Source organism: Variovorax sp. FW301-JW7 (assembly GCF_058788795.1).
Genome location: NZ_JBYTBC010000006.1, coordinates 122,454 through 134,212, shown reverse-complemented (window position 1 = coordinate 134,212; position 11,759 = coordinate 122,454). Strand labels below are relative to the sequence as shown.

The following is an 11,759-nucleotide window of genomic DNA, read 5'->3' as shown; positions in this document are numbered from 1 at the left end:
AAAAAATGGCCTCCGTATCCTTTCGCAATATCCAGAAATCCTTCGGCAAGACCCAGATCATCAAGGGCCTGGGCTTCGACATCACCGACGGTGAATTCGTGGTGCTGGTCGGGCCTTCGGGCTGCGGCAAGTCGACCTTGCTGCGCATGCTCGCGGGCCTGGAAGACATCAGTGGCGGCGAGATCATGATCGACGGGCGCGTGGTCAACGACCTCGAGTCGAAGGACCGCGACATCGCCATGGTGTTCCAGAGCTACGCGCTGTACCCGCACATGACGGTGGGCGAGAACATGGGCTTCAGCCTGCGGCTGCGCAACGCCGAGAAGTCGGTGACGGACGAACGCGTGGCGCGCGCCGCGAAGATCCTCAACCTCGACGCATTGCTCGGGCGCTACCCGCGCGAGCTGTCGGGCGGCCAGCGGCAACGCGTGGCGATGGGCCGCGCCATCGTGCGCGACCCGAAGGTGTTCCTGTTCGATGAACCACTGTCGAACCTCGACGCCAAGCTGCGCGTGGCCATGCGCGCGGAGATCAAGGCGCTGCACCAGCGCCTGAAGACCACCACCGTCTACGTGACGCACGACCAGATCGAGGCCATGACCATGGCCGACCGCATCGTGGTGATGCACGACGGCATCGTCGAGCAGATCGGCACGCCGCTCGACCTGTACGACCGCCCCGACAACCTGTTCGTGGCGCAGTTCATCGGCTCGCCGTCGATGAACGTGATCGAGGGCACGGTGCGCCGCGTGGGCGGCGAATGCCATGTCGAGGCGCAGGGCGCGCGCTGGCCCGTGCCAGCCGGCACGTCGGCGCCCGACGGCCAGCCGGTGCACTACGGCGTGCGCCCCGGCGACATCACGCTCGGCGGCGGAGCGAACAGCGTGGCTGCCAAGGTGATCGTGGTCGAGCCCACGGGCGCCGAGACCGAGCTGCTGGTGCAGGTGGGCGAGTCGAAGCTGGTGCTCGCGGTGCACGGCCGCGTCGATGCGCGGCCCGACGAAACGGTGCAGCTCGCCATCGACGCCGAGAACGTGCACCTGTTCGACCGCCAGACCGGCCGGCGCATGGGGTGATTCAGTCGGTGCGCAGGCGCAGCAGCGCGCGCACGAAGCCGTGGTCCGAGCGCGAGCGGTCGCGGCCTTCGTGCAGGTGGTCGTTGAAGTAGTCGACGCGGCGCACGTCGCCCAGGCTGTGGCGGCTGCTGGCGACGAACTCCTCGCTCACGAGGATCTGGTCGAGCACATCCGGGAACCCCTGGTGGATGTGCGAATAGGCCACGTCCTTCTTCAGCGCCGACTCGCCCTGCATCTCGTAGGCGTTGAACAGCGCCACGTCGCGCGCGGCCTTGTCGTAGGCCACCTCGGAGGTGGCGGCCACCAGCTGCGTGGTCACGCTGTGCGGGTTGTCGTTGAAGTCGCCCATCACCACCAGCGGCACGTTGGTGCCCTGCAGCAGGTCGATCACGATGCAGCGCAGGGCCGCGGCTTCGGCACCGCGCATCAGCAGCGAGCGCAACGAGGCCATGGCGCCGATCTTGCGGTCGTCGCGGTCTTCCAGGTGGTTGCCCTGCGCGTCCTGCAGGAACTTGGGGCGCTTGGACTTCAGGTGCACCGTCAGCACATGCACCAGCTGGCCGTGCTTCATGCGCACGGTGGCCAGCAGGGGCGGGCGCTCGAAGCGCGTGTGCGCACCGATGCCCGGCACCTCGACGCCGAAGCCCGGGGGAAAGTCGACGAAGGACTGCACGCTGTCCACCTGCAGCCGTGTGACGATGCCGACGCGCGGCGTGCCCTGCGCACCCGGCCGCCCGGGCGTGCCCGGCGGGCTGCCGGGCGGCGGCGAGTTCTCGGCGCCCGGCACCGAGACGAAGTCGTAGCGCAGGCCGCTGCGCCCGATGGCGGCCTTCAGCGCGGCCTCGTCCCACACCTCCTGCACCGCGAGCACGTCGGCGTTGAGCGCGTGGATGCGCTCGCCGATCCAGTCGATCTTGCGTTCGTATTCGCGCTCGTTGTAGGCGTCCTGGTTCTCGTAGTACACGCGGTTGGGGTTCGCGAGGTTGAGCAGGTTGCAGGTGGCGACGAAGAGCGTGGCGTAGTTGGGCGGGAGGTAGGAGGGCATGGCCCGCACATTGTGTCCTGAGACGGTGCAAACGACCCTGCCGCGCCGGCCGCACCGGCAGAAACGAAAAAGGGCACCGAAGTGCCCTTTGTGGAATCGACGCGTGTGTGCGTTTCAGCGACCGAACGAACGACCGCCGCCGCCACCGCCGGAGCGGTTGCCACCACCACCGCCGCCGTAGCCGCCACCACCCGAGCGGCCACCGCCACCCGAACGGTTGCCGCCGTAGCCGCCACCGCCGCCGCCGCCCGGGCGACCGCCGCGACCGCGACCACCCATGTGGTCGACGCTCGTGCGCAACGGGTCCGGCTGGCCGGCCGCACCGCCGCCTGCGACGGCTTCAGCGCGCAGGTGCGCGACCTGGTTGGCTTGCGTCGGGCTGTGGCTGTTGCCGTGATGGCGCGGTTGGCGCTCTTCGTGGGGCGTGTGGTGATGCGGCTGCTGCGGTGCGCGCGGCTGGCCTTGCTGCGGGCCGCGGCCCTGTGCGGGACGGGCTGCGCCCTGGCCACGCGGGCCCTGGCCCTGGCCTTGGCCGCCACCGTTGGCATTGCGGCCTTGACCGCCGCCCTGGCCGCCGCCACGGCGCTGACCGCCGCCATTGCCGCCGCCACCACCGCCGTTGCCGCCACCCTGGCCGGCCTTGTTCTCGCGGATGCGCGACATCATTTCGGTGCGGGCGGCCTTGGCGGCTGCCTGCATGACTTCGCGGCTCGGCGGACGGCCGGCGCCGCCCCAGATCGTCTGGCGACCCATGGCGATCGGCTCGGCGCGTTCGCCTTCTTCAGGACCGAAGCCCTCGACCTTCTGCACCGGGATCGTCTGCTTCGTGAAGCGTTCGATTTCCTGCATGAAGCCTTCTTCGTCCAGGCACACGAAGCTCACGGCCTCGCCGCTCGAACCGGCGCGGCCGGTGCGGCCGATGCGGTGCACGTAGTCTTCGCTGACGTTCGGGATTTCGTAGTTCACGACGTGCGGCAGCTCGTCGATGTCGATGCCGCGGGCCGCGATGTCGGTGGCCACCAGCGCGCGGATGTCGCCGCTCTTGAAGCCGGCCAGCGCCTGCGTGCGGGCGCTCTGGCTCTTGTTGCCGTGCAGCGCCATCGCCTCGATGCCGTTCTTGGTGAGGAACTCGGCCACGCTGTTGGCACCGAACTTGGTGCGCGTGAACACGAGCACCTGGCTCCACTTGTGCTCGTTGATGATGTGCGCGAGCAGCGCCTTCTTCTTGCCGCGGCCCACGGGGTGGATCACCTGCGTGATGCGCTGCACCGTGGTGTTGCGCGGCGTGACCTGGATGCTCTGCGGGTTCTTGAGCAGCGAGCCGGCGAGGTCGCGGATCTCGTCGCTGAAGGTGGCCGAGAACAGCAGGCTCTGCTTTTCCTTGGGCACCAGGGCCAGGATCTTCTTCACGTCGTGGATGAAGCCCATGTCCAGCATGCGGTCGGCTTCGTCCAGGATCAGCATCTGGACCTGGCTCAGGTCGAGCATGCCCTGCTGCTGCAGGTCGAGCAGGCGGCCGGGGGTGGCCACGAGGATGTCGACGCCCTTCTTGAGCTTGCTGATCTGCGGGTTCATGCCCACGCCGCCGAAGATCACGGTGGAGTCGAGCTGCAGGTATTTGCCGTAGGTGCGCACCGACTCTTCGACCTGGGCCGCGAGTTCACGCGTGGGGGTCAGCACGAGGGCACGGATGCCGATGCCGCCGAACTTGTTGGTGGCGCTGCGGCTCATGGTGAGCTTGTGCAGCATCGGCAGGGTGAAGGCCGCGGTCTTGCCGGTGCCGGTCTGGGCGCCGCCCAGCAGGTCGTGGCCGTCGAGGACCACGGGAATGGCTTGTGCCTGGATGGGCGTAGGGGTGTCGTAGCCGTGTTCGAGCACAGCCTTCAAGATGGCCGGAGCCAGCTTCAGTTCGTCAAAATTCATTGTGGAAACAACAAGCGCCATACACGGCGCAGTGGCATCGGCCCGCCAGGCGTCGTTTGGATGACGCCGAGCCAGTCAAGGCAGATGAAGGTCAGGGGTGGGAGCCGGAAAACCCGTTGTGATAAGGGGTTTCTTCGTCCCCGGCAGAGAGCCGGTTTGCGGGCAACTGGACCCGGCAACGAGGACTATTGTCGCATGAGTCGATAATCATGGGTTCGCCGCGCCCGGATCACTGTCCGGACGACCGTGCTTTTACGCAAATCCCAAGCTACCGAGGTAACCATTCACAGATGGCTCAATACGTCTATTCGATGAACCGCGTCAGCAAGACCGTGCCGCCCAAGCGGCAGCTCTTGAAGGACATTTCGCTTTCTTTCTTCCCCGGCGCCAAGATCGGTGTGCTCGGCCTGAACGGCTCGGGCAAGTCCACGCTGCTCAAGATCATGGCGGGTGTGGACAAGGAATTCGAGGGCGAGGCCCTGCCCATGCCGGGGATGACGATCGGCTACCTGGAGCAGGAACCCAAGCTCAACGCCGAGCACACGGTGCGTGAATCGGTCGAGGAGTCCATGGGCGCGGTGTTCGCGGCCAAGGCGCGCCTCGAAGAGGTGTACATCGCCTACGGTGCGGAAGACGCCGACTTCGACGCGCTGGCGGCCGAGCAGGCCCAGCTCGAAGCCATCATCGCCACCGCCGGCACCGATTCCGAGCACCAGCTGGAAATCGCCGCCGACGCGCTGCGCCTGCCGCCGTGGGACGCCAAGATCGGCCTGCTGTCGGGCGGTGAAAAGCGTCGCGTGGCGCTGTGCCGCCTGCTGCTGTCCAAGCCCGACATGCTGCTGCTCGACGAACCGACCAACCACCTGGACGCCGAATCGGTCGAGTGGCTCGAAGTGTTCCTGCAGCGCTTCACGGGCACCGTGGTGGCCATCACCCACGATCGCTACTTCCTGGACAACGCCGCCGAGTGGATCCTGGAAATGGACCGCGGTCGCGGCATTCCATGGAAGGGCAACTACAGCACCTGGCTCGAGCAGAAGGGCGAACGCCTGGCGCAGGAGCAAAAGAGCGAAGAAGCCCACGCCAAGGCCCTGAAGAAGGAGCTGGAGTGGTCGCGCCAGAACCCGAAGGCACGCCAGGCCAAGAGCAAGTCGCGCCTGGCCCGCTTCGAAGAGCTGAGCGACATGGAATACCAGAAGCGCAACGAAACGCAGGAAATCTTCATTCCTGTAGCGGAGCGGCTGGGCCAGCAGGTGTTCGAGTTCCACGGCGTCAGCAAGTCTTTCGGCGACCGCATGCTGATCGACAACCTGAGCTTCACCGTGCCGCCAGGCGCCATCGTCGGCATCATCGGCCCGAACGGCGCCGGCAAGTCGACGCTGTTCAAGCTGCTCGCGGGCAAGGAAAAGCCGGACACGGGCGAGGTCGTCATCGGCCAGACCGTGAAGATGGCCTTCGTCGACCAGCACCGCGACGAGCTGGCGTCCGACAAGACCGTGTGGGAAGACATCTCCAACGGCCTGGACATCATCAACGTCGGCAAGTTCCAGATGGCCAGCCGCGCGTACGCGGGCCGCTTCAACTTCAACGGCGCCGATCAGCAGAAGAAGGTCGGCACGCTGTCGGGCGGTGAACGCGGCCGTCTGCACCTGGCCAAGACGCTGATCGCGGGCGGCAACGTGCTGCTGCTGGACGAACCGTCGAACGACCTGGACGTGGAAACCCTGCGCGCCCTGGAAGACGCGCTGCTCGAGTTCGCCGGCACCGTGATGGTCATCAGCCACGACCGCTGGTTCCTCGACCGCATCGCCACGCACATCCTGGCCGCCGAAGGCGACAGCCAGTGGACCTTCTTCGACGGCAACTACCAGGAGTACGAAGCCGACAAGAAGAAGCGCCTGGGCGAAGAAGGCGCCAAGCCGAAGCGCATGCGCTACAAGGCACTCAAGTAAGACAGGACGCAGGCGGCTTCGGCCGCTTCGACGACCAGAGCGCGCGGTTCCGCAAGGGGCCGCGCGCTTTGTCGTTCAGGGGGCGTCGTGGCCGACGAGGTCGGCGTCGAGCCAGCCGCGCAAGCTGTTGACGAAGGCGAGGGCTTCGACGCGGGGCAGGTCGTCCACGCGCACGATCGCTTCGGTCAGTTGCCCGTCGCGCAGCCGGCGCGCGCGGCCGATGCCGTCGAGCAGGCCGCAATGCAGCGGCGGCGTGACCCAGCGGCCGTCGAGCTGCAGCGCGATGTTGCCGCGCGTGCATTCGGTGATCTCGCCGTCGCGGTTCCACAGCAGCGTGTCGAACACGCCGGGCGCAGTCGGCGCGAAGGCCTCGTAGTGCGCGCGGCGCGTGGTCTTGAAGCGCGAGAACTCGCTGTCGGCCTCGTCGAAGGCGCGCGTGGCCAGTTGCAGGCGCACGCGCGGTGGCGCGGCGTCCATGGCGAAGGCTTCGGCGCGCGGTTGTCCTTGCGCATCGAGCAGCAGGCGCACGCGCCATGTGCCTGCGGCATGCGCTGCGCGCAGCTGGTCCAGGCAGGCCGCCACTTGCGCTTCGTGCCACGGATAGCCGAAGTGCGCCGCCGCACGATGCATGCGGGCCAGGTGCGCGGGCGCATCGCGCAGCGTGCCATCGGCCAGCGCCAGGGTTTCGAGCAGCTCGAAGGAGGTCATGGTTGCGAAGATACCGCCGCGCCGAGAAAGGCGCGCTTGTGCCGCCACTCGTCCCACTCCGCATCCGCCTGCGCATCGGCTGTGATGCCGCTGCCGATGCCGCAGCGCGCGGCGTTGCCGCGCAGCGTGACGGTGCGGATCGGCACGTTGAAGGTCGCGTGCCCGCCGGGCCGCACCACGCCCACGGCGCCGCAGTACACGCCGCGCGCGTCGGGCTCCAGCGCGCGGATCATGCGCATGGCGCTCACCTTGGGCGCGCCCGTGATGGAGCCGCAGGGGAACAGCGCCGCGAACAGGTCGGCCAGCGTCGTTCCTTCGCGCAGCCGGGCCTCCACGTCGGAGGTCATCTGCCACACGGTGGGCAGCGCCTCGGTGTGGAAAAGGCGCGGCACGCGCACCGAGAAGGGCTGGGCCACGCGCGAGAGGTCGTTGCGGATCAGGTCCACGATCATCACGTTCTCGGCGCGCTCCTTGGGCACGGTGCGCAGCCGCAGCGCGTGGGCCGCGTCCTCGGCGGGCGTGGCGCCGCGCGGCGCGGTGCCCTTCATGGGGCGCACGAGGATGTGGTCGCCGTCGCGGTCGAAGAAGAGCTCGGGCGACACCGACAGCACCTGCTCGTCGCCGGTGTCGATGAAGGCGCCGTAACCGCTGGGCTGCGCCCGCCGAAGCGCGTGGAACCAGGCCTGCGCGTCGCCGTCGAAGGCCGCGCGCAGCGGCGCCGTGTAGTTGAGCTGGTACAGCACGCCGTCGGCGATGGCGCGGTGGATCGCCTGCATGCTGCGGTCGAAGGCTTCACGCGAGAGGTCGGCCGTCCACGCGACGGGCGCCACGGCGGGCGCCGGCGCGTCGGGCCATGGCAATGCCTCGTCATGCACGCCGAACCAGGCCAGTGGCCCGTCGGGCGCGTGCACCTCGAAGGCCGCATCGAACGCCGCGGCGGCCTCGTAGCGCAGGTGGCCGACGCACCAGCGGCCTTCGCGGGCCAGCGCCTCGACGGCGTCCAGCACGGGGCGCACCTCGTGCGGCGCATGGGCGACCAGCACGCGCACGGGCGCACCGAAGGCAGCGCGCAGCCGGGTCGCCCCGTCGGTGCGCGGGTCGGCGAAATCGATCAGCGTGGACAGCAAGCGCGCCCGGTCCCTGGTCAGGTGGCCGCGCGGACCGGCGCGGCGGCGGCTGCTGCGCCTGCCGAGCCCGCGAGCGCCCGCTTGCGCACCGCGTAGATGTTGTTGCGCAGCGCGTAGAGCTCGTCGGCGTACGACAGCGGCACCGCCACCTTGTTGACCACGCGGTCGAGCGCGTCGAGTTCTTCCAGCAGCTTGTCGCGCTCGGCCTGGCTCTGGCGCCCGTCCACCTTGGCCTCGATGTCGCGCAGCCGCGCGTACCAGCGGAACACGCGCCGGCGCACGCGGAACTGGTACAGCGGCGGGATCACACGGCTCAGCGGCAGCATCAGCACCAGCATGCCGCCCAGCACCAGCCACATGCGCTCGACCAGGTTGCTGGCCCAGAACGGCAGGTAGCGCTGCCAGAACGGCGGCGTGCCGTTGATGGCGCGGTCGCCCTCGGGGCTCACGGGCAGTTCGCTGGTGCGGGTGTTGGGGAAGTCGCGCGCGCGGTTGAACCAGCCGGCGTCGCTGTGCACGGTCTGCGCGGCCTGCGCGAACAGCTGGCGCAGGGCCGGGTGGGTCTCGTCCCGCGACAGCAGCGAGGTGGTGGCGGCGAGCAGCGACACGTCGTGCAGCGGCAGGTCTTTCGACAGATCGACCACGCCGCGCGGCAGCGTCACGGCCGACAGGAACGGAAAGCGCCGCGTGTAGGCCTCGGCCTGGCCGAAGTCCATGAGCTGGATGTCGCCCGCGCGCAGCAGGCGCTGCACCTGCGGCGACTGCGGTGCCGAGAACAGCACGATGGCGTCGAGCAGCCCCGCCTGCAGCGCCTCGGCGGCGGCGGCCTGCTCGAGGTTCGACAGCAACAGGTCGTCGGGCCCGAGCCGGTTGGCCTTGAGCAGCCGCTCCATGATCTCGGGCAACCCGCTGCCGGGCAGGTCGACGTTCACGCGCAGGCCGCGCAGCTGCGTGAGCGAGGTCAGGGTGCTGGTCTTGCGGTCGATCTTCTGGGCGCTGTCGGTGCGGTAGAAGAGCCAGATCGGCTCGAAGAACAGCGCGCCCAGTGAGCGCAGGCCGGCCTCTTCGTCGGCCACCGGGTCGGCGCTGCCGCCGCGCACGAAGGCCACGTCGGCGCCGCCGCTGCGCAGCAGCTGCAGGTTCTCGGTCGAGCCCGAGGTGGCCTTGAGCTCGACGGTGATGCCGCTGTGCTTCAGGGCCTCGGCGTAGCGCTTGCCGAACTGCGCATAGGCGCTGCCCGTGGGGCCGGTGGCAAGCGTCACGTGCTTGGGCGGCTGCGGCTGCAGCCACCAGTAGGCGGCCACCAGCAGGCCGATGACGATGAACACGATCGGGCCGGCCGAGGCGATCAGGTCGCGGATCGACAGCAGGATCAGCTTCAGGGTGCGGGGAAACGCCATGGGGTGCCTCGTCGTGCGGTGCGCGCGTCAGCCGCGCGGTGCGGCCAGGTCGGCGGCGCAGGGAATGTGCAGCTCGCCCGCGGTCACCGCGCGCGCGGCGCGCACCGCGCGCACGGTGGCGATGGCGGTGGCTTCGGCGGCCATGGTGCTCAGCACGGTCATGCCGGGCGCATCGCCTTCGAGCGGCACGCGACCGGTGGCCAGTGCGAACAGCGTGTCGCCGTCGCTCATGGTGTGCACCGGGTTGATGGCGCGCGCCAGGCCGTCGTGCGCCACCATGGCGAGCCGGTTGGCCTGCACCTTGGTCAGCACCGCGTCGGTGGCGATCACGCCGATGGTGGTGTTGGTGCCCGCCAGCAGCGGCTTGGGCAGGTCGCCGCGCAGCAGCGCGCGGCGCGTGTCGAGCAGGGCGGAGCCGTCCTCGGTGCGCGCACCGGCCACGGGCAGGGCGGTGTCGGGGTCGATCACGTCGCCCAGCGAATTGACCGCGATCAGCGCGCCGACCGTGACGCCGCCCACGGTGACCGAGGCGGTGCCGATGCCGCCCTTCATCGCGCGGTGCACGCCGAAGAGCTTGCCCACCAGCGCGCCGGTGCCCGCGCCCACGTTGCCTTCGGCGGGCGCGTCGGTCGAGGCGGCTTCGCAGGCGGCGTAGCCCGCGGCCGCGTCGGGGCGGATGCGCGCGTCGCCCATCGGCAGGTCGAACAGCACGGCGGCCGGCACGATGGGCAAGGTGCTGAAGCGCACGTCCATGCCGACGCCGCGCTCTTCGAGCCAGCGCATCGCGCCCTCGGCGGCGGCCAGGCCCCAGGCGCTGCCGCCCGTGAGCATGACGGCGTGCACTTCCTGCACGAGGTTGCCGGGCGAGAGCAGGTCGGTCTCGCGCGTGCCGGGCGCGGCGCCGCGCACATCGACACCGGCCACGGCGCCGTCGCGCGCAATGATCACGGTGCAGCCGGTGGGGCGGCGGGTGTCGGAGAAATGGCCGACTTCGATGCCGGCAACGTCGGTGATGGCACCGGCGCGAGAAGAGGGGGAAGAAGACGCAGCGGACATGGCGGCCGATTATGGGACCGCGCCTTCGTCACCGTCGCCCCGGCAGTTGCAAGAAGTAGTTTCTTCTGTCGTCGGCGCCAGTGCCCGTCAATGCCCGTCAGCGACCGCTTGCGCTGGCCTTGACGTCCATGAAGCGCCCGTAGCTCTGCAGTTTTTCGTAGCGCTGGTCGAGCAGCGCCTGGGGCTTCAGGTCGGACAGCTGCCGCAGCGCGTCGCCCAGGGCGCGCTTGAGCGAGGCCGCGGCCTGCTTCGGGTCGCGGTGGGCACCGCCGACCGGTTCGTTCACGATCTTGTCGATCAAGCCCAGCGCCTTCAGCCGCGGGGCGGTGATGCCCAGTGCCTCGGCGGCGTCTTGCGCCCGTTCGCTGGTCTTCCAGAGAATCGACGCGCAGCCTTCGGGGCTGATCACCGAATACACGGCGTATTGCAGCATCAGCATCTGGTCGGCGACGGCAATGCCGAGCGCGCCGCCGGAGCCGCCTTCGCCGATCACCGTGGTGATGATCGGCACTTCGAGCTGCGCCATTTCCAGGATGTTGCGGCCAATGGCTTCGGACTGCCCGCGCTCCTCGGCGTCGATGCCGGGGTAGGCGCCCATGGTGTCCACGAAGGTGAACACAGGCAGGCCGAATTTTTCGGCCGTCTTCATCAGGCGCAATGCCTTGCGATAGCCCTCTGGCTTGCACATGCCGTAGTTGCGCAGCACGCGCTCGCGGGTGTCGGCACCGCGCTGGTGTCCCAGCACCATGCAGGGCGTGCCGTTGAGGCGGGCCAACCCGCCCACCAGTGCCATGTCGTCGGCGTAGTGGCGGTCGCCGTGCATCTCCACGAAGTCGGTGAAGATGGCCTGGATGTAGTCGAGCGTGAGCGGGCGTTCGGGGTGCCGCGCGATCTTGAAGACTTGCCAGGGCGTGAGCTCGCCGTAGATGTCCTGGGTGAGCTGTCGGCCCTTCTTGTCGAGCTGGTCGATTTCCTGGGAGATGTCGACCGCGGAGCCTTCCTGCATCGATCGCAATGCCTCGATTCTTGATTCGAGTTCCGCGATGGGTTGTTCGAAGTCGAGATAGCTGCGTTTGGGCAAGTTCTGTTCCTGTGTCCGGCGTTTTCGTCGCCGCATTCTAGGGATGCGGCGACGGGCTCCCCGGCCGGACTCAGTTCGCCGGGTCGATCGACAGCACGGTCAGCGCGCCATCGACCTTGTCGACCGTGAAGCGCACCTTGTCGCCGGCCTTCACCTTGGCCAGCAGGGCCGGGTCTTTCACGCGGAAGACCATCGTCATGCCGGTCATGTCGAGGTTCGGGATGTCGCCGTGCTTCAGCGTGATCTTGTTCGCTTCGGTATCGATCTTGCGCACTTCGCCGTCGACGGACGGCAGCGCGGCCTGGGCAAAAGCGGCGGCGGCGAGCAGGGCGGCCGACAGGGCAGTGAGAAGTCTTTTCATGGGAAATGTCCTTTCGATGGGTGTTCGGGG

General features: G+C 68.8%; 8 protein-coding genes and 1 pseudogene. 2 read left to right on the top strand and 7 right to left on the bottom strand.

The window, feature by feature from the left end:
* Positions 1-5 precede the first annotated feature (5 nt).
* Positions 6-1,076, top strand: coding sequence for an ABC transporter ATP-binding protein (locus tag AC3WQM_RS18045; protein WP_492680603.1), 1,071 nt, complete (start codon positions 6-8; stop codon positions 1,074-1,076).
* A 1-nt stretch (position 1,077) separates the two neighbouring features.
* Here the strand turns inward: AC3WQM_RS18045 and AC3WQM_RS18040 are convergent, their stop codons facing one another.
* Entirely contained in the window at positions 1,078-2,121 is a 1,044-nt protein-coding gene (locus AC3WQM_RS18040; RefSeq protein ID WP_492680601.1) for an endonuclease/exonuclease/phosphatase family protein, read from the bottom strand.
* Between the two features lie 114 nt (positions 2,122-2,235).
* Positions 2,236-4,044 (bottom strand): DEAD/DEAH box helicase, encoded by a 1,809-nt coding sequence (locus AC3WQM_RS18035; protein ID WP_492680599.1) that lies wholly within the window; start codon positions 4,042-4,044, stop codon positions 2,236-2,238.
* 290 nt (positions 4,045-4,334) lie between these two features.
* On the opposite strand from AC3WQM_RS18035, the gene ettA reads away from it, so the two are divergent.
* Positions 4,335-5,996: an energy-dependent translational throttle protein EttA gene (gene ettA, locus AC3WQM_RS18030; RefSeq protein WP_062475998.1), complete on the top strand. Its 1,662-nt coding sequence runs from the start codon at positions 4,335-4,337 to the stop codon at positions 5,994-5,996.
* A gap of 75 nt (positions 5,997-6,071) precedes the next feature.
* On the opposite strand, the pseudogene pabB reads toward ettA, so the two are convergent.
* From pabB to AC3WQM_RS18005, 5 genes and pseudogenes are all read right to left on the bottom strand, one after another.
* Positions 6,072-7,828: pseudogene (gene pabB, locus AC3WQM_RS18025) on the bottom strand (aminodeoxychorismate synthase component I).
* Positions 7,829-7,848: 20 nt separating this feature from the next.
* Complete coding sequence (locus AC3WQM_RS18020) at positions 7,849-9,231, bottom strand: TAXI family TRAP transporter solute-binding subunit (protein WP_492680597.1); 1,383 nt, start codon at positions 9,229-9,231, stop codon at positions 7,849-7,851.
* Positions 9,232-9,258: 27 nt separating this feature from the next.
* The gene (locus AC3WQM_RS18015; RefSeq protein ID WP_492680595.1) at positions 9,259-10,287 is read right to left on the bottom strand and encodes a P1 family peptidase; all 1,029 of its coding nucleotides are present in this window, start codon (positions 10,285-10,287) and stop codon (positions 9,259-9,261) included.
* Between the two features lie 97 nt (positions 10,288-10,384).
* Positions 10,385-11,368, bottom strand: coding sequence for an acetyl-CoA carboxylase carboxyltransferase subunit alpha (locus AC3WQM_RS18010; RefSeq protein ID WP_489058212.1), 984 nt, complete (start codon positions 11,366-11,368; stop codon positions 10,385-10,387).
* 70 nt (positions 11,369-11,438) lie between these two features.
* Positions 11,439-11,729, bottom strand: coding sequence for a copper-binding protein (locus tag AC3WQM_RS18005; RefSeq protein ID WP_492680593.1), 291 nt, complete (start codon positions 11,727-11,729; stop codon positions 11,439-11,441).
* Positions 11,730-11,759: the final 30 nt, after the last annotated feature.

Bases quoted from the DNA above. Each gene is read 5' to 3' on its own strand.
- AC3WQM_RS18045 (WP_492680603.1), top strand. From the start codon at position 6: ATGGCCTCCGTATCCTTTCGCAATATCCAGAAATCCTTCGGCAAGACC.
- AC3WQM_RS18040 (WP_492680601.1), bottom strand. From the start codon at position 2,121: ATGCCCTCCTACCTCCCGCCCAACTACGCCACGCTCTTCGTCGCCACC.
- AC3WQM_RS18035 (WP_492680599.1), bottom strand. From the start codon at position 4,044: ATGAATTTTGACGAACTGAAGCTGGCTCCGGCCATCTTGAAGGCTGTG.
- ettA (WP_062475998.1), top strand. From the start codon at position 4,335: ATGGCTCAATACGTCTATTCGATGAACCGCGTCAGCAAGACCGTGCCG.
- AC3WQM_RS18020 (WP_492680597.1), bottom strand. From the start codon at position 9,231: ATGGCGTTTCCCCGCACCCTGAAGCTGATCCTGCTGTCGATCCGCGAC.
- AC3WQM_RS18015 (WP_492680595.1), bottom strand. From the start codon at position 10,287: ATGTCCGCTGCGTCTTCTTCCCCCTCTTCTCGCGCCGGTGCCATCACC.
- AC3WQM_RS18005 (WP_492680593.1), bottom strand. From the start codon at position 11,729: ATGAAAAGACTTCTCACTGCCCTGTCGGCCGCCCTGCTCGCCGCCGCC.